Source organism: Klebsiella sp. JB_Kp031 (assembly GCF_040064295.1).
GTDB classification, from domain to species: Bacteria; Pseudomonadota; Gammaproteobacteria; order Enterobacterales; family Enterobacteriaceae; genus Klebsiella; species Klebsiella quasipneumoniae.
Genome location: NZ_JBEAJW010000040.1, coordinates 128,630 through 150,167, shown reverse-complemented (window position 1 = coordinate 150,167; position 21,538 = coordinate 128,630). Strand labels below are relative to the sequence as shown.

Below are 21,538 nucleotides of genomic sequence, written 5' to 3'. Positions count from 1 at the left end.
GGTTTACTCATCATCCAGGCTAAGGCGGCGGCGGCTGATAATGCGCAGCATGCGCCACAGGACCCACGCCAGCAGCACGATACTGACCGCGGCGAAGATCGCCAGCAGTATCGGGTGGTTAGAGAGCGCGAACCAGATGCGCTCGAACCAGGGCAGATGGCCGACATAGTAAACATCGCCCACCCGCAGGCTGTTGACGCCGGATTCGCGGATCACCGCCACCGAGCCAAACATCGCCGCCCGCTTACCACTGTCGTTGAGGGCGTTGGTTAGCAGTTCATTACCGCGCGGGCTGTCGGCCAGCAGGGCCACCACGCTGCGCTGATCGTTGTAGGGCGACTGGAAGCCAATCACCGCCGCCATCGGTCCGGAAGAAGTGATGTCGGTGCGGGTGTTGGGCGTGCGGGCCTCGTCATCGGGATAAATGCTCGCAAGGTCGTAATGACGCATCGGCATTTTCACCCAGCTTTTGGTCGCCTCGACCAGCAGGTTGATTTTGGTATCGTCCTTGAGGGACGAGGGGATCGCGCCGATCAGCAGCAGATCCGCATCTTTATTCTTGATCTGGTTGCCATCGTCAGTCATTTGCAGATTAATCGCCGCCAGGCCGGTCTGCGAACCGATGCCGCCCAGCGCCTGCAGCAGCGTCGCCACCTGGCCCTGGGTCGGCGCCTTCGGCACCACCACCAGGGTGTCGGCGAGGTCCGCCATACGGCTGTAAGGGAAGCCAGCATTGGCGAAGACGCGCAGGTCCGGTAGAGCAATAAAGTGATAATACTTCGAGAAGTCGATGGTCGAATCGTCGCCGATCACCACATGGTTCTGCACCGGCTGGAAGGTAATACAGTTGTCGATAGAGCCGCCGGGCATCGGGTTCATGTACTGGAAGTCAAAGCGCAGCTGGTTCACCGCCCCAAGACGCAGCGCGGGTATGGTAACCTCCGATTTGCCGTCCAGCAGCCCCTGCAGCACCGGCAGGCGCAGGATCAGTTTGTTCACGTCCTGCGAGCTGTTAAGGCTGAACGACTGCAGGAACTGGTCGTTAAGGCTGATATCCATCCGCGAGCTATCCTTCACCGGCGGCATGGTATAGCGATATTTCAGATCCATATCGATGCCGTTGGCCCGCAGCAGATAGAGATCCGGCGGCAGGTTAAGCGCCACGGTGATGGCATCCGGCACCAGCCCGCTGGACTGCAGCTGTTGCTCATAGGTTTTCAGCTCAGCAAAGGTGACCGAGCGGTCGGTGCGCACCCAGTTTGGCGCATCGTATGGCTGCCGCGGCTGCAGGGTTTTGATGCCGTCCACGGTGACGCTGCTGCCGCGGAACAGAATATTGCCCTGGGCAATCCCCTTCGCCGCCAGCAGCAGGTCTTTATCATCGCGGCCGAAAATAACCAGCAGCTTGACGTAAGGATCGTTCGGGTTGTCGATCATTTCGATGGTCGGCGCGTTGACCGGCGGATGATCGCGCAGGAAATCCGGACGCTTGTCGTTGGTGGCGAAGACAATGGCGTTACGATCCGGCAGTTCGTTGAAATAGACCGGGAACTGCTGGCCGCGCCAGCCGGCCTTGCTGCCGAACCATGAAGCGATAATCGCCGCCGCCTGCTGCTGGGCCACCGCCGGCGAGCCCGGGAAAATCATCGGCAGCGTCAGCGGGCGGTTGTCGCGCGGATCGTAGAACGGTACCGGGAAGTGCGACAGATCGTTATGCACCTTCAGCGACTGGTAGGTGAGATCCAGATAGCTTTCGCGCCCGACGTCCAGCCATAGCGTGCTGCTGGCCGGGTTTTCGCAGACATCGCGGTAGTGGCCGACAAACTCCAGCCGTATACGGTTGAAGTCGGTGATATACAGCGGGTCAATCGGCAGCTGCGCGCGGATCTTTTTCCCCAGCTGCTCTTTGGTGACGGGCAGGACGCCCATCAGCTCATCGTTGAGATAGACTTTCAGCTGCGACTGCACGGGCAGCAGCGAGGGCGACGGGGTGTATTCCAGATTGAGCAGCGCGTTAGCGACCAGCTCATCGCTACGCATGCCGAATTCAACCGAGGCGTCAGGCCGTGAGCCGCGCAGCACAATGCTGCCCGGAGGCGGCGCGATGGTGGCAAAGGTCAGCTTCACCTCCCGCTGCGGGACGTTCTCGGCGACCACCGCCGGAGCGGTCGGTTCGGCGAGGGTTGCCGTCGGCTCGCCTGTCGTCACCGGCGCGAGCGGGGAGGCCGCCTGCGGTTGAACGCCAGGGGCCGGATTCACCACGGTGGCCGGCGCCGCGTAAGAGGCCAGCGGATACCAGCTGCACATGCCCACCGCTACTGCACACATCCAGGAAAGTTTTCTTTTCATCGCATTATCATCATTGTTGAGCCATTGCCGGGTCTGCGGAGAGCGTCGGCGCGGCGCGTTCAGGGCGTCGGGGTACAAACGACACTATCCATGCCACCAGCGAGGTGAGCGCGCGGAAAACCACCTTCACCGACGGCGGCGAAAACTCCGCCAGGTGACGATAGCCACGGAACCCCAGCTTGAGGATATCCAGCAGGCTTTCCATCGGCTTGTCTTCCGGGAAGCTATCCTGCCAAAGCGCCCACGTATCGGCGCGGGCAAACGTACACTGCACAAAATCGATATGCTGCTGGTTGGTCAACGGCAGCAGCTGCAATCCCACTTCGCTGCCGTTGACCCGCGCGACCCGCACCGGGAAGGCATACTCCTGCTGTCCCCGTTTGAGCAGCAGCCTGGCGTTCTGCCCCTCCAACACCTGAGCGTCGCCGTGAATTTTGATCCCCAGCCCACCGTCGGAATAGTCGTGAACGGTGCAGGAGAACAGATGGCCATCTTCGCGGGCAATTGCCGCCGGCATGCTCATTTCGACACGATGCGACCGGCGGACCTGCTTGCTTTCGACCGAGACCGCCACCGCGCCGCCAAGAATAATCAGGTTGTAGAACACCCAGACAATACTCACCCAGACGGTGAGAATTTCGTTTTCCGGGCCGTACATAAAGCGCCAGATCCCCACCGCGACGCCGACCAGGTTGAGCAGCACGAGGTAGATATAGGGCCGGGAGATCACCCAGTCGACATACTCCTCTTCCACCAGTCCGCCCTTCGCGGTGACGTTGAATTTGCCTTTATGCGGATTAATCAGCGCCACAAAGGTGGGCGGCGCGATATACCAGGCGAGCACCGTCTCGTAGATTTCACTCCAGAACGAATGGCGATATTTGCCCTGAATCTTCGAGTTGGTCAGGCTGGCGTGGATCATATGCGGCAACACGAATAGCGCGATCATCAGCGCTGGCGCATAAATGATATAGGCATGGAGCAGCAAAAAGGCCAGCGGTGCCGTGAGGAAGATGAGGCGCGGAATACCGGAGAGAAAGTGAAGCATGGCGTTGGCGTAGCAGACGCGCTGTACCAGCTTCAGGCCTTTGCCAAACAGCGGATTATCGAGGCGGAATATCTGCACCATCCCGCGCGCCCAGCGGATGCGCTGGCCGATATGCGCGGATAAACTCTCCGTCGCCAGCCCCGCCGCCTGCGGAATACGCATATAGGCGGAGGTGTAACCCCGCCGGTGCAGGCGCAGCGAGGTGTGGGCATCTTCGGTCACCGTTTCGACGGCGATTCCGCCGATCTCATCCAGCGGGCCACGGCGAATCACGGCGCAGGAGCCGCAGAAGAAGGTGGCGTCCCACATGTCGTTCCCGTCCTGCACCAGGCCGTAGAATAGCGTCCCTTCGTTCGGCGTTTTGCGAAAACGACCAAGGTTGCGCTCGAAGGGATCGGGCGAGAAGAAGTGGTGCGGGGTCTGCATCATCGCCAGCTCTTTCTCTTTCAGGAACCAGCCCATGGTCATCTGCAGAAACGAGCGCGTCGGCACATGGTCGCAGTCAAAGATCGAGACGAACTCCCCTTTGGCGTATTTCAGCGCATTGTTGATGTTGCCGGCTTTGGCGTGCTCATGGCTGGTACGGGCGATATAGTGCACCCCGACATCTTTGGCAAACTGGCGAAACGCTTCCCGTCCGCCGTCGTCGAGGATCCAGATGTTAAGCTTGTCCTTCGGCCAGTCGATGCCCTGCGAGGCGTAGATGGTGTTTTTCACCACGTTGAGATCTTCGTTGTAGGTGGGGACGAAGATGTCCACCGTCGGCCACAGATCCATGTCCTCCGGCAGCGGCACCGGTTGGCGGTTCAACGGCCAGACCACCTGGAAGTAGCCCAGCACCAGCACCACCCAGGCGTAGGTCTCAGCGAACAGCAAAATAATCCCGCACACCAGGCTTACCGGGTCGTTCCAGTTCAGCGTCGAGGTATAGCGCCACCAGATATAGCGGCACGAGACCGTCAGCGACAGCACGATCAGCATCAGCGCCGAGAAGCGGCCGGGGATGCGCCGCACCAGCAGCGCCACGCCCCACAGCAGCATCAGGAAGATAAACTGCGACAGCGGGTTAAAAGGCTGCGTAATACACATCAGCGCCAGCACCAGCGAGCAGCAGGTCACCCCTCCAAGGATCGCCCGGCGCAGTTTGGGATTGAGGTGCGCCAGCTCTTTCTGTTTATCCAGATGACCGGTGCGGGCGTTGACCTGCTCAGGCAATTTTTCCAGCCACTGCGTATAGCGACCGTGCACCCCTTCCAGCGCCGCCAGCGAACGCCAGTTGACCTTTTTCTCCGGCTCCGGCACGCGCGTTGTCAGTAACCACAGGGATTGCAGCAGGTAGCGCAGCGGATCCAGCGGACGTGGCCGATGCGGATTAATATGGGGGAAATAGGTGTCATGGTGCGCCAGAATCGCCTGCCATCGCGGCGTCTCCAGCGGCATTAGCGCCCAGACCAGCGATGCCCACAGGCAGCCAAGCGACGCCGACAGCCATGAGGCGCCATGCTGCCGGTAGTCGTCATAGCGCGCGCGCAGCCGCTCCCCCACCGGCGGGGCCAGCAGCAGCGTGCTGAGGCGGATCATGCCGGCCTCCCGCCGGCATAGTGGATCAGACACCAGTTCGCCAGGGTCAGTACCTCTTCCGCCGCCAGAGAGTCCTGGCGATACTCCCCAAGGGGCTGCTTCGCCGCCAGGCACTCGGCCATCGCCTCGTCGCGATGAATGGTCACCGGCAGGATGCGCGGCTGGCTCTCGAGCCACAGCTGGTAGAGATCTTCCTGCAGCTGGCTGCCGACCCGCAGATCGTTAATCAGAATATCGCTGTTGGCCGGAAAGGGCTGCTGGTGCAAACGGATATGGCTGTTGGCGTCGGGATGGACCACCACCAGCGAGCGGTCGCAGAGCGTCAGCAGCTCGCGGGTCAACGGCGAATAGCCCGCCGGCAGATCCAGCAGTAGCCAGCGGTACTGCCCCTGCAGCTGCAGTACGGCCTCCGTCATCGCCCCCAGGGTGGGCTGCAACTGGTCGACGTTTTCTCTTTCGCCCGCGCTGAGCTGGCCAAACGGCAGCAGATCGATATGCTGCGTATAGCGCAGACCCGCGTCGCGCCAGTCCCGGCCATCGAGCAGCGCCCGCGCCCAGCCGTCCTGATGATGGATGTCGGTATTGAAGAAAAAACGCAGCATATTATCCGGGCTGGCGTCGATCGCCAGCACCGTTTCACCGAGCAATTGCAGCGCCCAGGCGAGTGCAGCCGTAATGGACGTGACGCCAGTCCCCCCTCGCACGCCCTGTAATCCCAGAATAGCCATCTCCGGCTTCCTTATTTTTTCTCTGCAAACTCTGCCAGCAGCGGCCAGCGCTTCAGCGCCGCGTTCAGCTGTTCGCGCCTGGAAATATCATGATAATCAATATCCGGCAGGGAAAATGCCCGGCTAAGCGCCAGAAAATCATTTTGAAAGGTGTACCCCAGCGTGGCGTCCGTGGGTACCGCAGGATCTTTTGCTGGCATATCTCTGTCCGTTCGAAATTTATTATTAAACCAGAGGACGTATACAGCGCATCCTTAAAAAGCAGGTGTACATGCTAAAACTGATGACCTTTAATTTCAATGTTAGGTTTACTCTGTCAGTTTCGCTAGTAAACTTATCCAGTGTGAATCAGGGCGCACGAGGGATGCCGTGGATAGTGTATTTACTTTGGGTATTTCATCATTATGGGATGAAGTGTGCCATATGCCGGTCGGCGGGGTATGGTGGCTCAACGTTGACCGTTATGCCGATGCCGTCAGTCTATTTAATCAGACGCTGGCCACGCAGGCGAAAAACAGCAAGGTTGCCGCGCTGGTGATGGGGAATAAACCAAATGATATCATTTCATTAGAACACATTCACGGCCCGGATAATATTGCACTGTTTACCCTGCCGAATCGTCCGGAGGCGCTGGAAGAAATACATCGCGACTTGGTCTGCTCCCTCGAACCTGGCAATTATTTATTTATTCTGCTATGTGCTGAAAATGCCTGGCAAAATATAAATAACGAAAAGTTATGCGCCTGGGTGGAAAAGACCAGCCGCTGGGCGCAATATCATCGCTGCGCATTCTTAGCGATCAATTCCGCGCAGGATATTGATCGGCAGCTGACTCCCTTATTACGTGAGTACCGCTCCCTTTCCGGACTGGCAAGTATTCGTTACCAGGGCGACCGGCATATCTTTGATATTGCCTGGTGGGGAAGCGATAAGGGTATCAGCGCCCAGCAGCAGCTGATGGTGCAACATGATGACGCCGGCTGGCGATTAGCGCAGGACGCTGAAACCAGCGTGCAGCCGCGCAGCGATGAAAAAGCGATCCTCAGCCATGTGCGCGTGCTGGAAGGTGCCCCGCCGCTGTCGGAATACTGGACGCTGTTTGACACCAACGACGAGGTCTTCAACGCCGGGCGCACTGCGCAGGCGGCGACGATCCTCTTCTCCATTACCCAGAACACGCAAATTGAACAGCTGGGCCGCTATATTCATACCCTGCGCCGTCAGCGCGGCACGGCGCTGAAAATTATTGTCCGCGAACAAACCCCCAGCCTGCGCGCGACTGATGAGCGGCTGCTGCTCAGCAGCGGCGCCAGCCTGGTGATCCCTAACAGCGCGTCGCTTTCCCGCTGCCTGACGCTAATCGAAAGCGTTCAGAACCAAAAGTTCTCCCGCCATATCCCGGAAGATTTTGCCACCCTGCTCACCTGGAGCCAGCCGTTAAAACTGCGCGGCTATCAGAAATGGGACGCCTTTTGCGAAGCGGTGCACAACGTGATGACCAATACCCTGCTGCCGGCCGACAACAAAGGCGTGATGGTGGCCCTGCGCCCGGCGCCGGGGCTGCGCGTTGAGCAGGCGCTGACGTTATGCAAACCCAACCGGATGGGCGACATCATGACTATCGGCAATAACCGGCTGGTGCTGTTCTTGTCATTTTGCCGAGTCAATGACCTCGACACCGCGCTAAATCATATCTTCCCGCTACCGACTGGCGATATTTTTTCTAACCGCATGGTGTGGTTTGAAGACAAACAGATTCTCTCGGAAATTGTGATCATGCGCGGCATCGAGCCGGCGCGCTGGAATACGCCGCTGCCTCTCACGGTCGGTAAAAACGAGACCATCAACGCCACCCATGATGGACGCCACTGGCGACGCTACCCCGAACCACACCGGTTAACCACCCGTGAGGAGCAAGCCTGATGATGTCTATCGCCGATATTCTGCAACTGGTGGTGCTCTGCGCCCTGCTGTTTTTTCCGCTGGGCTACCTGACGCGCCACTATCAGCGCCGGATCCGCACGACGTTAAGACTGATGTTCTTTAAACCCCGTTACGTGAAACCGGCAGGGGTATTACGCCGGGGAACAACGGTTAAGCAAGGCAAAGCGAACAAATGACAAATAAAAAAACGACCGCGGCACCGCTTCCGCTCTGGCAGTACTGGCGCGGCCTTGGCGGCTGGAACTTCTACTTTCTGGTCAAGTTTGCCCTGCTGTGGGCCGGGTATCTCAATTTTCACCCGATGCTTAACCTGGTGTTTCTCGCCTTTCTGCTGGTGCCAATCCCGCGCGAAAAGCTGCACCGCATCCGCCACTGGATCGCCATTCCGCTGGGATTCGCGCTGTTCTGGCACGATACCTGGCTGCCCGGGCCAGAGTCGATTTTTAGCCAGGGATCGCAAATCGCCGGCTTCAGCGCCAGCTATATCTGGGATCTGATTGTCCGCTTTATCAACTGGAGCATGGTCGGCGCCTTCTTTGTTTTACTGGTGCTGTGGCTGTTTATCAGCCAGTGGCTGCGCGTTACCGTGTTTGTCTCCGCGATGGTCGTCTGGCAGGCGGTCAGTCCGCTGCTGCCGGCCTTTACCATTTGGCCTGCCGGTCAGCCCACCACTGCCGCCGCCACCGCGCCGGCCAACGTCGGGACCAACGCCGCCGCTGGCGCCGCGTCCAGCCCGGCCAGCAGCGATATTCCGCCGCAGACCGAACCGCCGACCTCGGCCAACCTCACCAACTGGCTGAACGGTTTCTATGCCGCCGAGCAGAAGCGCAAGACACCGTTCCCGGACCAGCTGCCGGCGGATGCGCAGCCGTTTGACCTGCTGGTGATCAATATCTGCTCGCTCTCCTGGTCGGATATTGAAGCCGCCGGGCTGATGGACCACCCGCTGTGGAAGCATTTCGATATCGTCTTCAAAAACTTTAACTCAGCGACCTCCTACAGCGGACCTGCGGCGGTGCGTCTGCTGCGCGCCAGCTGCGGCCAGCTGTCGCATACCAACCTGTATCAGCCATCCGGCGCCGATTGCTACCTGTTTGAAAACCTGGCGAAACTCGGCTTCAACCAGCAGTTGATGCTCGGCCACAACGGCCTGTTCGGCGACTTCCTAAAAGAGCTGCGTTCGCTGGGCGGCATGCAGAGCCCGCTGATGGACCAGAGCGGTCTGCCGGTCAGCCTGCAGGCATTTGATGGCTCGCCAGTGTATGAGGATCTCGCGGTTCTCAACCGCTGGCTGAAGACCGAAGAGGCCAGCAGCAATCCGCGGAGCGCCACGTTCTATAACACCCTGCCGCTGCATGACGGCAATCACTTCCCGGGGCAAAGCAAAACCGCGGACTACAAAGTGCGGGCGCAGAAGCTGTTTGACGACCTGGATAACTTCTTCACCGAACTGGAAAAATCGGGGCGTAAGGTGATGGTGGTGGTGGTGCCGGAACACGGCGGCGCGCTGAAGGGCGATAAGATGCAGGTGTCTGGCCTGCGGGATATCCCGAGCCCGTCGATCACTAACGTCCCGACGGCGGTGAAATTCTTCGGCATGAAGGCGCCACATGAAGGCGCGCCAATTATCATCGATCAGCCCAGCAGCTACCTGGCGGTGTCGGAGCTGGTGGTGCGCGCCCTCGACGGCAAAATGTTCAGCGAAGACAGCGTCAACTGGCAGCAGTATGTCGCCAACCTGCCGCAGAGCGCGGCGGTGTCCGAAAACGCCAACGCCATCGTTATCCAGTATCAGGGCAAGCCTTATGTCCAGTTGAATGGCGGCAGTTGGGTGCCTTATCCGCAATAAGCGACAAGGCCGCCTATTCTGGCGGCCTTACATCGTGAGACGTTCCTGCTCTTTTCTCTCAGCCCGCAGGATACGGGCTGAGAAACCTGCAAAGCCATCACAGCGCTAGCGCTGATCCTGTTTCGCCAGCCAGACCAGCAGCTTGAGGCTGGCGGAGTAATAATCATCCTTGTCGTCAATCTGCGGCGCTTCCAGCGGTTCGCCAAGCGTTAAATCACGCACCGCCAGCAGGCCGCCGGCCATATTCCACGGGGCGACCTCGTTGGTGCTAACGTTGATCCACGCCGGAGTTTGCAGGCGCGGGTAACTCTGCATCCAGGCTTTCCACGGTGCGAGCAAGGCGCTGTGCGGATCGACCCACGAGATATACAGCGGGATACGGATCGCATCGAAACTCATCCGCGGCGGCCACTCTTTGGCCGGCAGCATCTTGCCATCCGCCCGCAGCGCCACCCAGTCGCTGGGCAGATGCGATTTCCCCCAGCCCATCTGCCCCAGCAGCGCCTGCCCGTCACTCTGCAATGTCCGCCAGGCGGTCAGGTGCGTCCGCTCCGCAAAGGCCCGCCAGGCCGGGAAGATGAAATAGGAGGGGTTAAGGTTCAGGTGGTCGTTGCGGTTAAACCCCTTCACGCCCGGGAGCATCACCTGGCGACCGGCGAAAGTCACCACCGTATATTTCAGCAGGGAGGCGGTGATGGCATCGGAGGCCGTGGCGTAGCGCTTGTCCTGCCACTGCTTTTGCGCGCGCAGCAGCGCCCAGGCGATCAGGGTATCGCCATCGGTGGCGTTGTTTTTATCGGCGATCGGGTCCGGTGCCACCGGGTTATAGCGCCAGTAAAACAGCCCGTTAGACTTGTCGCGCAGGGTGCTGTCCGTCCACTGCCACAGCTTGTCGAACGCCGGGCGATCGTTATTCGCCACCGCCAGGAGCATGGCGAAGCCCTGGCCTTCCGTATGCGACACATTGCCATTGGCGGTATCAATGATACGGCCGTCCGGCATCATAAAACGGGCCTTATAACGCTCCCAGGCCGTATCCGCCCACGCCCGGGGCACCAGCATTACTGCCGTTGTCACTATCACCGCCACTAAAGCACGCAGGGGCATAAATTCACTCATTATGGATGGTAGTAAAGAAACTGAACGTCAGAGACAGAGAACACCCGCTCACGCTGCAATATTACGTGAGCGCTGCCTCCCTGACTCTGCAGCCAGCGAGAATATAACCCCTCGAGTATGGCACAGAACGCGTTGCACCAGCGCACGCGCCCCGCATCGTCGCGGCTGACCGGCAACGCCTGATGGCGCAAGCGCAGGCCATCCTCACCGACGTCGATGGTCACCACCCCCCAGTGGAAATGGGTCAGCAGCCGGTTGATATTCGCCTCCAGCTCCCCTACGGTCTCCGACGCCGGCAACGGATGGGTCTCCGCCAACGAGGCGCCCATCTGACGCAGGAAGGGCTGACTTTCCAGCTCGCCGGCATTATTTAACATACCTTCGACCATAATAATCAACAGATCGAACCATCCGGCAGGCGTTTGCTGCTGCTGAAACCAGGTCATCACCACCGGGTTATTGTTCTCCGTCATCATCAATGATCTCCTAACATATAGCGAATATAGAGCCCGGCGGTGCTTTCGTTATAATCCCCGAAGGTGTCATAGCCAATCTGGCCCCCCAGCGTCATCTGTTTGTTGACCTTGTAATCCGCCCCGGCGCGCAGGGTATAGCCGATGCCGCTCTTCGAGGTCGCAGAATAGTAGGCTTCCTTGGCAAACCCATTGCTCACCGCCGTCTCCAGGGTCTGCTGCCACTCCGAATTGGTCGGGAAATAGGCGCTCTTATCCTGGCTGTAAGACTGGTAGCCCACCGAGCCGCCGAGCTTCATGGTCCAGTTATCATATTTTTCCGTCAGACTGACCGGCAGCGACACGCTGACGTAGTTTTGCGGACTAAAGTAGCCCCCCTGGCCATAGGTGAAGTAGCTGAGGTTTTTGGAGTAATCCATATAGCTCATGCTCAACCCGGCCTGCAGCTGGCGGTATTCGTCATGATAGGGCCGCAGATAGACCCCGGCATTGGCGTTGATGCTGGTGTTGCTGGCGACGTTCTGCCCCAGGTAGCTGTAACCGCCGCCGCCAACGTAGAAGCCCGCGTCACCGTCGTCATAACTCAGCTGCAGGGTGCCGCCGTTTTTCGTCACCTGCCCCCAGGTTTTACCGGAATAGGCATCCTTCAGACCGACATACGAAAGCAGGCTGTCGGTGAGCGAGCGGCGTTCGCCGGTGAGGATCAGCGACAGATAGTTGGTCAGCTTGGGCGACCATTTCACCCCGCCGACAACGGTATTCAGATCCTGGCCCAGCGGCGTGCTGCCGATATCGACCCGGTAATCGTCACCGCTTAGCGCCAGCGCCAGTTCGACGCCGTTGGCCTTCTGCGAATCGGTCGAGCCGCTGGTCTGGTCAACGTTCGGCTTACGGCTGGACGAGGAAAGATAGCTGGCCACCTGCCCCGAATCATAGCTCCCGAGCTTCGCCAGGTTTTCCATCCCGCTGCTGGTGGTCGGATTGAAGTCCGCCGCGTTCAGGGTGCCCAGGCCGCTTAACGCCTCTGCCCCCGGATTGCTGGCAAAATAGGCCGTCCGCTCCGCCTCGGTCATCGAGGCGATCGCCGCCTGCTCGCTGGTGGCGGTACTCACCATATTGGAGACCGCATTGGCCAGCGGGTTGGCGCCGTAGCGGCGCCAGGCGTCGCCGCTGGCGGTCCCGGCGTTTAACGATACCGGGGTGACGGTAAAGTCAAAGCGCGAGTCGCCAAACGGCGAGGAGGACCAGGTCAGCGGCGTTCTGAGCTCCGTCAGCTTGCTGGTGCCCGATTCGCCGTCGCGTCCGCGCACGTCCATTCCCCCCTGCAGCCAGCTGCCGGTTTTCTCCTGCAGCGACTCCATCATGGTGTCCACCTGACGCAGCATCCGCGTCTGGGCGGTGTCCACCGGCAGATCGGTGCGCTGGATCCCCGGCAGCGAGGAGCCGGGCGCGGCGGCCGACTGGGCAACCTGCCACGGCATATACTGCCCGTAGGCGGAAGCCGTCCGCGTCGGCGCCGACGTTTGCGACACGCCGATGAAGGGGTTATCCGCCGCCAGCACCCCGCCGACGGTCGGCGTTTCGCTGCTGTTGGTGCTTTGCATGCCCAGCAGTTTGCCGCGGGCGCTGCGCAGGTAGGTCATCGCCTGCTGATGATGACCCTGGGCCTCCGCCACTCTCGCCAGCAGCAGCAGGCGATCCGGGGAGTTATCCTGACGCAAGCCGCCGGCCAGCTGTTCCGCGCGATCGTTGTTCCCCGCCGACAGCGCCACGTCGATAGCCCCGGCGCGCGCATCCTGGTTCGGCGTATCGCGCGTCATCAGGTAGTCATAGACCACCCCGGCCTCTTTGTTCATTTTGCCGCTCTGGTACAGCCGCGCCATGGCGAACATCAGATCGGTATTCTGCGGATCGCTTTGCATGGCGCGGATCAGCTTGTCATACGCCGCGGCGTAGTTGCCCTGCTCGCGCAGGCGGTCGGCCTCGTTGATCACATAGCCATTGCGAATGCTCGCCAGCTGCGTCGGCGTACTGCTGGCCTGCAGCTGCGGATTGCTGATCAGGTTCTGCGCCTCGCCGGTCAGCCCGGCCTGGTTCAGGACGGCGATTTGATCGGCGTAATCCCCGGCGTTGCCGGACACCCCGCCGCTGATATTGTTGCGCACCAGCGATACCGCGGTGGTCAGGTCGCCGCTCTCGGCCAGCAGCCGCGCCAGCTTGCCGGCGTCCGCCGGGGCTTTCGGCGGCGTGGAGGCCATCGCCCGCAGGGTATTGCTGGCGGCGATGGTATTGCCCTGCGCCAGGTAGTTTTCGGCGGTCACCAGCTGCAGGTTGTAGTTCACCCGCTGGCGTAAATCGCGCATGTCGCTGGTCTGGCTGCCGCCGGGAATGCGCGCCAGCAGCGTCTGCGCCTGTTGCCAGGCGCCGTTTTCGCTGGCGAACAGCGCGGCGGCATACAGCGCGCTGTTGCTGGCGCCGGGGCGATAGGCCGCCGACATCAGCGAAGAGGCCTCGCTGGCGTTACCCGATTTTTGCAGCAGTCGGGCCAGATCGAGACGCAGCCAGGGATCGTCCGGATAGCGGGCAACGCCTTCGCGCAGGGTGGCTATTGCGCCGGCTGGGTTACCGCTGCTGACCTGCGCCTGGGCCTGACGACGCAGGGCGTCGCCTGGCATGCCGGCCACCACTCGCGGCTGCAGTTTTTGCTGTAGGCTCTGCGGCAGCGTCTGCAGCATCGCCTGCGCCTCGGCGGATTTATTCTGCTCGCGCAGCACGTAGTAGAGGTTTTCCCGCGCCGCCGCATTCTGCGGGTCGTCGTTTAACAGTGAGCGCAGCGTTTGCTCGGCCTGGGGTAAATCTTTGTTATGTCGCAGCACATCGGCACGAAACAGCTTCGCCGAGGCGCCCCGCGCCCCGCTCTGCTGCGCAAGCGGCGCGGAGAGCGCCAGCGCCTGGCTGATATTGCCCTGCTTATAGGCCTGCTGAGCCTGCGCCAGCTGGCCGTAGAACAGGGCATCAGCCGCCTGCTGACGGCGGGTCGCCGAGGCGTCGCCGCCGAGGTCCGCCGCCCGGCTCAGATATTGCGATGCGGCCTGGTAGTCGCCGCTGCGCTGCGCGATATAGCCCATGCCCGCCAACGCATCGGCATCCTGCGGGTTGGTCTGCAATACCTCTTCAAACTGCTGCTTCGCGGCAGCGGTATTGCCGCTGTTGAGATTGGCGTAGCCCTGGCCGCGCGCCTGGCCGCTGCGCCGTTCACGAAAGTAGTTCTGAACTTCGCTATCCTGCGGATGACGCTGCATCCAGGTGTCGTAATACTGCTCATCCCCGGCCTGCGGACCCAGCCAGAGCAAGGCCTGACGCAAGCCGCTGTCCGCCTCTTTATTGCCGCTGGCCATCGGCTCGAGCAGGGCGATCCCTTCCCGACGGGTATCTTCCCGCCAGGTTAACGCTTTGCCCAACGCTACCCGCGGGGCGTTCTCCTGGGGATGCTGCGCCACGTACTGCCGCAGTTCGCTAATGGCCTGCGGATAGAGCGATTTGTCGCTGGCCATGGTCAGGTAATATTCCGCCGCCAGCCCGGCAGGCGGCGTATTGCCATTGAACATGCTGCGCCAGGTCGCCAGCGCGCCGGGGATATTGCCGCCGCGCGCCTGCTGGCGAGCCAGGCTGAGCTGGCCCTGCGGCACCTGCGACATTTTTTTGGCGTTGTCCAGATCCTGCAGCCCCGGGCTGTCCGGCGCCGCTTTCGCCAGCCGCGCGCGCCACTGCGCCGCCGCCTGCATATCGCCGCCCTGCTGCGACCAGAGCGCCATCAGATACAGCGCCTGGGTGTTGTTGGCATCCACCGAGAGCACCTTCTGCAGGGACTCCATCGCCAGCTCGTCATGGGATTTCTCATGCCAGTAGTTGGCCTGGGCGAACAGCGCCTGCAGCGCCGCGTCGTTACCCGCCGCCAGCGCGCCGCCAGAGGCGCCGAGAGCCAGGGCGCCGGTGAGGCAGAATGTAGTGAGCCGCCGGGATCTTTTCATCGTTATCGTTATCTTTCTTTTCATTGGTTATCCCCCGAACCCAGACGCTTACGGGCGTGACGTTTAAACATCGCGGTCAGCGCCAGTCCCATTATCGAGGTGGCAATCAGCCCCAGCAGAGCGAGGAAACCGGAGTGCTGGCTGGCATACCAGACCGCCATCATGTACCACGGCATCTGACCGCTGGGGAACGGCGTACTTACCTGGAAACTACGCACCCCATTATCGCTGGTGATCACCGCGGTATCGCCACGGATCCCGGCATTGATGCGCGGTGAGTCCAGATCGTTTTTCAGTCGCGCCAGCTGGTCATCATTGCTGGCCATCGCCACCACCACCAGGCGGGCGGGATTCCACGGCGAACGATAGCTGATAAACCCGCGCCAGGCGCTGCTGGATGAGAAGTAGCGATCGGCATCGAGGCTGGCGGAGGTCCAGTCGCCGGTGAGTCGGCGCTGCGCTTTTTGCCACAGGTCGGGCTCGCGGACGCTCAGCACATTATCCACCGGGCGGTAGGGTGAGTCGGCCAGCAGGCTCTGGTTGAAGGCCTGCTGATCGAGAGCGGTGACCGCCAGCACATCACGTTCGCGCAGCGACTGCAAATCCCCGCCGCCGGTGGGCATCCCAAGCACGACGCGGTTATTCGCCAGCGCGGTGCCGGTCGCATTCCCGGAGCGCGCCGCCAGATTCAGCAGGGTTGCCACCTGGGTCTCAGACGGTTCCGCCGGCAGCAGGAGCGTCGTTTGCGAATAGTCCGCCAGCCGCGAGAAAGGGAAAGAGGCGCCGACGAAATAGGAGAGGTTTGGCAGCAGCGAGAAGTGTCGCGTTTTGCTCAAATCAATCCATGAGTCGTCAGTGATGCGGCTCTTGATATTGTTATTCAGCAGAACCGAGCACGGAACATCGTCCTTCGGCACCACATTGAAGTACATCGACAGCTGGTTATCGCCATAGATCAGGTAGGGTGCCAGCGGGATGGTAAAGCGCTCCTGGCGCGCATCGCCCCCGAGGTAGCGCCAGACTTTCTCCAGCGGCCCCTGCTTGTTCATCGGCAGGTTGTTGAGGAAGGTGCCGTTGAGCGTGACGCTCAGCAGGGACTTGTCTTCATTGATCCAACTCTCCGACGGGAAGCGGTAGCCAACCTGCAGCGGGATCGTCTCGCCATCCCACAGATAGAGGTCCGGCGCGGCTCGGAAGGCGATACGTAAAGGTTCGTGCCAGACGCCGCTGACGGTCGGGCTTTGATCCTTACGCAGCAGTTCGCTGAGTCTGACTGGACGATCGGTGGGGATCCAGCGCGGCGCATCGTACGCTTTGCCAACCGGGATGGTCTGTGGTTCAACATCCAGCGTCGCGGTTTGCGGCGCGAAGTTGCCGCGGGTCAGGCGCCAGGCGGCCATGCGCAGCGCGGTATCGTTTTTGCCGACAATCAACAGCAGCTTGTAGGCTGGATTGGCGGGGTTGGCGATGATGCGCAGCAGTGGCTTATCGGTTTCCGGCAGCGTCATGCCGCCCACCTGCTCGCCCGGGTGGCCAATCACGATACCGTGGCGTTCCGGCAGGCGGTCGCGCAGCGCGCTGAAGGCGATGCCGCGATAGTCCGCCTGGATACCCAGCCAGGAAGAGACCAGCGCCGCGGCGCTGAAGACGTCGGCCGACGGCTTCGCTCCATAGGAAACGGCGATGTCCGCCGGCGTCATCTGCATGCTGTCGAAGAATGGACGCGGGAAGTGGCTCAGATCGTCGCTGATGTTCAACTGCTGGCTTTCCCAGCTGAAATGCGACGTGGGCAGCACCGTCACCCGCGACGAATCATGAATGTCACGCTGGCACTGCAGGGTATCGCCATCGTTGATCTTCACGCTCAGGTTATTACTGGAAACCATCAGCGCGGGCGGGATATCCAGTTGATAATGGGAGACATCCTCGCCATCGGCCCCCAGCGGCAGGGTGCCGAGCGGTTGACCGTTGAGCATCAGCTGCAGGGTGGCATTGCGACTCGCCATTTCCGGCGATACGCGAACGGCAAGGCTAAGCTGCGAATGGATCACCACCTGATCGGAAGGCAGGGTAAAGCTGACGCCCCCCTGCCGCTGACCGCCGCTGAGAATAATGCCGTCCGGCATCCCCATCTGCGCCAGATTCAGATCGCCTCCCCAGACCGGAGCGACAGGAATGACCTCCGGCGCGGCCGACCCGCTCACCGGCGGAGGCAAGTCCGGCATATCCGGCGCAGGGGCCGTCGCCGCCGCATCGCCGGCGGTGGCGGGGGCTGTCGGGGAGGCGCTCTCCTCCGGCGAGGCGGCCGGGGGTTCGTCGCCTGGCTCGTTGTCCGCCGCGCCATTGAGCTGCGGAAAGCTCAGCGGCGCGGCGGCGCCGGAGCCCGGTTCTTCACTGTGCAGCGCAGGCGCAGAGAGCATCCCTGCCAGCAGCGCCAGCGTCGTTAATCGCTTCATAACGTGCCATCCTCCTGCGCCGTTTTCGCCACTGTTGCCCGATTGCGCTGGCTGCGACGGGTTTTCCACGTCAGCCAGAACAGTTCGAACACGCAGCGTAAAATGGTGAAGAAGGAGCGGAACGGGTTATCCTGCGGGCGCGGCGGATTAATCCACGCATCCGCGCGGGCCAGCACCACGCGCACCAGCTCACGGCGGCGCGAAAGCGGAATATCTTCATCAAACTTGAGGCGCAGGAAGCGCTCGTCAGAGGTGACCAACTGGGCCGGGATGGAGATAGCCCCGGACTGCAGGATCAGCTCAACCTCTTCGATATCATCCTCCAGATGGCGCTTATCCGGCGCCACCACGCGGCAACCGCCCATCGACAGATCCTCGGTGTGGCTGCGGGACACGATGCCGCTGGCGTAATGGATCACTACCGGGATATCGACATCGATACGAATGGTTTTCCGCACCTGCCGCGTTTCACGCGCCACGGCAATCGCCGCCAGCAGGAAGATCAGGCTGTAGATCCCCCACCCGACGTTCAGAGCGATAACGTTGGGGTCCGAGCCAAAGTAGTCATGGCCAATCGCCCGGACGATGCCGACGATCACCCCCAGCGCCAGCAGACAGGCCACCACCAGGTGCGGACGCACCACGGTGAAATCGAAGTAGCCGACGTCCAGCAGGCCGCCCTTATCGGTGACGTTGAATTTGCCGCGTTTGGGGAAAATCATCGTCACCAGGGTCGGCAGCACCAGGTGGAAAGCCAGCACAATGTCGTAGATTTCCCCCCAGAAGCTGTAGCGATAGCGGCCGTTCATTCGCGAACCGACGTAGATGGCGAGAAACAGGTGCGGCAGCGCATAGGAGACGATCAGGCTCGCTGACGAGTAAATGATATTGAGGTTAAACAGCAGATAAGCCAGCGGGGCGGTGACAAACACCACCCTCGGGAGCGCAAACTGGTAGTAGAGCATGGCGCTGAGATAGCACAAGCGCTGCTGGAAGGTCAGCCCTCGGCCAAACAGCGGGTTATCGACGCGAAAAATCTGCGTCATCCCACGCGCCCAGCGGGTACGCTGGATAACGTGCACCACCAGGCGCTCGGTGGCGAGACCAGCCGCCAGCGGGATATCGAGAAAGGCCGACTTCCAACCAAGGCGCTGGAACTTGAGCGCCGTATGGGCATCTTCAGTCACCGTTTCAACGGCGAAACCGCCGATCTGCGCCAGCGCCTCGCGGCGGATCACCGCGCAGGAGCCACAGAAAAAGGTGGCGTTCCAGTTATCGTTGCCCTGCTGAATCGGGCCATAGAACAGCATCCCTTCGTTCGGGATGTTGCGCCCGACGGAGAGGTTGCGCTCGAACGGATCCGGGGAATAGAAGTAGTGCGGCGTCTGCACCAGAGCCAGCATCGGATCTTTCAGGAAGCCGCCGACGGTGGCCTGCAGAAACACGCGCGTGGCGACGTGGTCGCAGTCGAAAACACAGATAAGCTCCCCCTGGGTCAGGGTTAGGGCGTGGTTGAGGTTCCCCGCTTTAGCGTGTTTGTTATCGTTGCGGGTGATATAGCCCACCCCGACGTCGGCGGCGAAGACGGCAAACTCGCTGCGCTTACCATCATCCAGAAGATAGATTTTCATTTTATCTTTGGGATAATCAATACATTGCGCCGCGAGGACGGTGTCACGCACCACCTCAAGCGGTTCGTTATAACTCGGAATATAGATATCCACCGTCGGCCACTTGCTCATATCATCCGGCAGCGGAACAATACCGCGCTTCAGCGGCCACACGGTCTGCAGATAGTTAAGCAGCAGCATCACCCAGATATAGACTTCCGCCAGAAAGAGCCCCATGCCGAGGATAGTTTCAATAGCTGAGTTGAAGTGCAGGGTCTGCGTGAGACGAAAATACATGTAACGGGTAGACATCAGCAGCGACGTGACGACCATAATGACCGATACGCTGCGGCGCTTGCTGAACCCCATCAGAAAGAGAATACCGATGCTCAGCAGACCAAAAATATACTGCTTCTGGCTGTCCATCGGCGTGATCACCACCAGCACGGCGACGGGTGACAGCACCAGCGCCAGCAACCAAAAAAGAGATTTTTTCATTCAGCAGCCCTGCAATAAGTTAAAGCCCTGACATGCGTGGCTGGCTGTGCACCGTGCCATCGCCAATATGGATACCCAACAGCGAAGATATTTTTTTAGCAATAATTTCAATATCGAAGGCCGCTGCCGAGGAAGCGTTAAAGTCCAGAATCGACTTCTGCGATGCATTGGCCTCCACCACGCTTTCATCACGATGGACGATGCCAAGCAGTCGCTCGCCCAGCTTCTCTTCCATCAGGCTGGTGACGTCCCGGCTGACCTGGCGACGGCTATCGCTTTGGTTAATGACGAAATAGTGCCCATGCTTGTGATTCAGCGCCGCGCCGGTCAGGCGCTGTTTTTCCACGTGCGCCAGGGTCGACATCGAGGCAGTATCAGCCAGCAGCGGGATCAGATGCAGGTCCGCCAGCCCCGTCAGCGCCTTTAGCGCCGGCGAAGGCCCTGGCGGCATATCGGCGATGGTGATAAGTCCGGGATAATTCAGCAGTGCGGACAGTCCGCGCTGGAGAAAATGGTCATTGTGGGTCAGCTGCTCATCAAACGCCTGACGCTGCGCTTCGCTCACTTCGCCATACGGCAGGACGAAAATGTTGCTGCCGGCGCTCAGCACGCACTGGCTCCAGTCGTGCAGGTCCAGCGCCTTCGCCACATAGCCGCGCTCATCGTTCAGCGGCACGCCAAAATGCAAACGCAGCGCGTTCTGGACATCAAAATCCAGCGCCAGCACTTTGCTGCCGGTCCGCGCCAGCGAATAGGCTAAATTGGCCGCCAGGGTCGTTTTCCCTACGCCACCTTTCGGTGAACAGACGCAAATCAACGGCATGTTGCGATCCTTTCCAGAAGTGATTTCAAAGGCTGGTCTTTATTTTTCGCCACCGGCTCTGCGCTTTTCGCCGCGAACAGGTGGGCATAGTTCTCGGCGGTGGGCGCGGGTCGAGGAGCCATTCTCGGTGGCGCCATTGCCGGTTCAGGCGCCGGGATTGAAGGCGCAGGGGTCACCGCAGGCTCCTGCCTGACTGGCTCCGGCGCGGCGGTGGCGGTCTCCACGGCCGGCTGCGGGGCCGCTGGCGCGGCCGGAGCGGCAGGCACAACGGAAGCGGAGGCTGGCGCCGCCGCTACGGCCGCTTCTATCTGGTGGAACAGATCCGCGGGCACTGACTGCGGCAGGGGCGCGGAAACCGAGCCTCCCAGCGCCAGGGAAGAGGGTTTCTCTGCGCCGGGATTTAGCTGATTGAGGATCGCCCAGTCTCCATGCTCGCGCGTGGCGGCTTGCGATGAAAGATCCTGAAAGTTGAGGTTTTGCGTCCGCGTTTTTTCCTGAAAGCGCTGCAGATCATCATAATGGTTCATTGATAACCTCATGATTTTAAAAATTTCATATTAAGTTTGTTGTTATTTTCTAAGTATATTTAAAATATCGTTGCGTCTCTGGTATGGCAGAAAACGCGCCGTTGGAGACGTACCAATACATACGGTTGACAGGGTTATAATAGTTTAGAATTTGATTTTCGGTGTGATTCCACGGCAGAAGTATCGCTACACTAACATTTTCCTTTCAGAAGGATAGCCCCATTTTTTAGGTATGCGTCCATCCTTAAACCACGCTTCCACCGCGCTTCCCGTCCGTTTTTATATAAATGTATTAGGTAATGATAGAATCATAGCGTCAGATCAGCGAAAGAATAAACCTGAACCATTTTAATTTCTCTTTAATTCTATAAAAATGGACTGAAAGTCTTATTTTTTCGGATAATCGACGAAGAATGCGCCGAGAACGTGGCATTCACTGCGATAAAAGGCGATATCGCCGGGTTTTATACCCGGCGGGAGAGAAACTCCCGGTTATCGGACC

The 21,538-nt window shown here is 60.3% G+C and carries 13 protein-coding genes and 2 pseudogenes; 3 read left to right on the top strand and 12 right to left on the bottom strand.

Going from position 1 to position 21,538, the window contains the following annotated elements; all coding sequences use genetic code 11:
• Nucleotides 1-3: 3 nt before the first annotated feature.
• Genes bcsB (ABLV64_RS20495) through bcsR form a run of 4 tightly spaced genes read right to left on the bottom strand, consistent with a single transcriptional unit; the run spans nucleotide 4 to nucleotide 5,906 of the window.
• Nucleotides 4-2,349 (bottom strand): cellulose biosynthesis cyclic di-GMP-binding regulatory protein BcsB, encoded by a 2,346-nt coding sequence (gene bcsB / locus ABLV64_RS20495; RefSeq protein WP_032426090.1) that lies wholly within the window; start codon nucleotides 2,347-2,349, stop codon nucleotides 4-6.
• 10 nt (nucleotides 2,350-2,359) lie between these two features.
• Nucleotides 2,360-4,978: a UDP-forming cellulose synthase catalytic subunit gene (gene bcsA / locus ABLV64_RS20490; RefSeq protein ID WP_004204973.1), complete on the bottom strand. Its 2,619-nt coding sequence runs from the start codon at nucleotides 4,976-4,978 to the stop codon at nucleotides 2,360-2,362.
• A complete protein-coding gene (bcsQ, locus tag ABLV64_RS20485) occupies nucleotides 4,975-5,706 on the bottom strand; it encodes a cellulose biosynthesis protein BcsQ (protein WP_004204974.1) in 732 nt (243 codons plus the stop codon). Before bcsQ ends, bcsA (ABLV64_RS20490) begins: the two co-directional genes overlap by 4 nt.
• Before the next feature lie 11 nt (nucleotides 5,707-5,717).
• Nucleotides 5,718-5,906 (bottom strand): cellulose biosynthesis protein BcsR, encoded by a 189-nt coding sequence (gene bcsR, locus ABLV64_RS20480; protein WP_002921513.1) that lies wholly within the window; start codon nucleotides 5,904-5,906, stop codon nucleotides 5,718-5,720.
• Nucleotides 5,907-6,075: 169 nt separating this feature from the next.
• On the opposite strand from bcsR, the gene bcsE reads away from it, so the two are divergent.
• The 3 genes from bcsE to bcsG are packed head-to-tail and all read left to right on the top strand — an operon-like array spanning nucleotide 6,076 to nucleotide 9,499.
• Nucleotides 6,076-7,629, top strand: coding sequence for a cellulose biosynthesis protein BcsE (gene bcsE, locus ABLV64_RS20475; RefSeq protein ID WP_348842970.1), 1,554 nt, complete (start codon nucleotides 6,076-6,078; stop codon nucleotides 7,627-7,629).
• Nucleotides 7,629-7,826: a cellulose biosynthesis protein BcsF gene (gene bcsF, locus ABLV64_RS20470; RefSeq protein WP_004204976.1), complete on the top strand. Its 198-nt coding sequence runs from the start codon at nucleotides 7,629-7,631 to the stop codon at nucleotides 7,824-7,826. The genes bcsE and bcsF overlap by 1 nt, the downstream gene beginning before the upstream one ends.
• Nucleotides 7,823-9,499, top strand: coding sequence for a cellulose biosynthesis protein BcsG (gene bcsG, locus ABLV64_RS20465; protein ID WP_004204977.1), 1,677 nt, complete (start codon nucleotides 7,823-7,825; stop codon nucleotides 9,497-9,499). The genes bcsF and bcsG overlap by 4 nt, the downstream gene beginning before the upstream one ends.
• Before the next feature lie 105 nt (nucleotides 9,500-9,604).
• Here bcsG and ABLV64_RS20460 read toward each other — a convergent pair whose 3' ends face one another.
• The 8 genes and pseudogenes from ABLV64_RS20460 to ABLV64_RS20425 form a co-directional block, all read right to left on the bottom strand.
• Nucleotides 9,605-10,606: a glycosyl hydrolase family 8 gene (locus ABLV64_RS20460; RefSeq protein ID WP_004204978.1), complete on the bottom strand. Its 1,002-nt coding sequence runs from the start codon at nucleotides 10,604-10,606 to the stop codon at nucleotides 9,605-9,607.
• Between the two features lie 11 nt (nucleotides 10,607-10,617).
• Nucleotides 10,618-11,094 (bottom strand): cellulose biosynthesis protein BcsD, encoded by a 477-nt coding sequence (gene bcsD / locus ABLV64_RS20455; protein WP_004204979.1) that lies wholly within the window; start codon nucleotides 11,092-11,094, stop codon nucleotides 10,618-10,620.
• Nucleotides 11,094-15,146 carry a cellulose biosynthesis protein BcsC gene (locus tag ABLV64_RS20450; RefSeq protein WP_032456711.1) on the bottom strand — a complete coding sequence of 1,351 codons (4,053 nt, stop codon included), beginning with the start codon at nucleotides 15,144-15,146 and terminating at the stop codon, nucleotides 11,094-11,096. The genes bcsD and ABLV64_RS20450 overlap by 1 nt, the downstream gene beginning before the upstream one ends.
• The gene (bcsB, locus tag ABLV64_RS20445) at nucleotides 15,143-17,578 is read right to left on the bottom strand and encodes a cellulose biosynthesis cyclic di-GMP-binding regulatory protein BcsB (RefSeq protein WP_053809883.1); all 2,436 of its coding nucleotides are present in this window, start codon (nucleotides 17,576-17,578) and stop codon (nucleotides 15,143-15,145) included. The genes ABLV64_RS20450 and bcsB (ABLV64_RS20445) overlap by 4 nt, the downstream gene beginning before the upstream one ends.
• Nucleotides 17,575-19,686, bottom strand: coding sequence for a UDP-forming cellulose synthase catalytic subunit (gene bcsA / locus ABLV64_RS20440; RefSeq protein ID WP_004204982.1), 2,112 nt, complete (start codon nucleotides 19,684-19,686; stop codon nucleotides 17,575-17,577). The genes bcsB (ABLV64_RS20445) and bcsA (ABLV64_RS20440) overlap by 4 nt, the downstream gene beginning before the upstream one ends.
• 19 nt (nucleotides 19,687-19,705) lie before the next feature.
• Nucleotides 19,706-20,498: pseudogene (locus ABLV64_RS20435) on the bottom strand (cellulose synthase operon protein YhjQ/BcsQ).
• A 1-nt stretch (nucleotide 20,499) separates the two neighbouring features.
• Complete coding sequence (gene bcsO / locus ABLV64_RS20430; RefSeq protein WP_117124921.1) at nucleotides 20,500-21,036, bottom strand: cellulose biosynthesis protein BcsO; 537 nt, start codon at nucleotides 21,034-21,036, stop codon at nucleotides 20,500-20,502.
• Between the two features lie 316 nt (nucleotides 21,037-21,352).
• Nucleotides 21,353-21,532, bottom strand: a pseudogene (locus ABLV64_RS20425) (hypothetical protein).
• Nucleotides 21,533-21,538 lie beyond the last annotated feature (6 nt).

Coding starts and splice junctions, on each gene's coding strand:
- bcsB (WP_053809883.1), bottom strand. CDS start 17,578: ATGAAGCGATTAACGACGCTGGCGCTGCTGGCAGGGATGCTCTCTGCG.
- bcsA (WP_004204973.1), bottom strand. CDS start 4,978: ATGATCCGCCTCAGCACGCTGCTGCTGGCCCCGCCGGTGGGGGAGCGG.
- bcsQ (WP_004204974.1), bottom strand. CDS start 5,706: ATGGCTATTCTGGGATTACAGGGCGTGCGAGGGGGGACTGGCGTCACG.
- bcsB (WP_032426090.1), bottom strand. CDS start 2,349: ATGAAAAGAAAACTTTCCTGGATGTGTGCAGTAGCGGTGGGCATGTGC.
- bcsA (WP_004204982.1), bottom strand. CDS start 19,686: ATGAAAAAATCTCTTTTTTGGTTGCTGGCGCTGGTGCTGTCACCCGTC.
- ABLV64_RS20460 (WP_004204978.1), bottom strand. CDS start 10,606: ATGCCCCTGCGTGCTTTAGTGGCGGTGATAGTGACAACGGCAGTAATG.
- bcsG (WP_004204977.1), top strand. CDS start 7,823: ATGACAAATAAAAAAACGACCGCGGCACCGCTTCCGCTCTGGCAGTAC.
- bcsF (WP_004204976.1), top strand. CDS start 7,629: ATGATGTCTATCGCCGATATTCTGCAACTGGTGGTGCTCTGCGCCCTG.
- bcsR (WP_002921513.1), bottom strand. CDS start 5,906: ATGCCAGCAAAAGATCCTGCGGTACCCACGGACGCCACGCTGGGGTAC.
- ABLV64_RS20450 (WP_032456711.1), bottom strand. CDS start 15,146: ATGAAAAGAAAGATAACGATAACGATGAAAAGATCCCGGCGGCTCACT.
- bcsD (WP_004204979.1), bottom strand. CDS start 11,094: ATGATGACGGAGAACAATAACCCGGTGGTGATGACCTGGTTTCAGCAG.
- bcsO (WP_117124921.1), bottom strand. CDS start 21,036: ATGAACCATTATGATGATCTGCAGCGCTTTCAGGAAAAAACGCGGACG.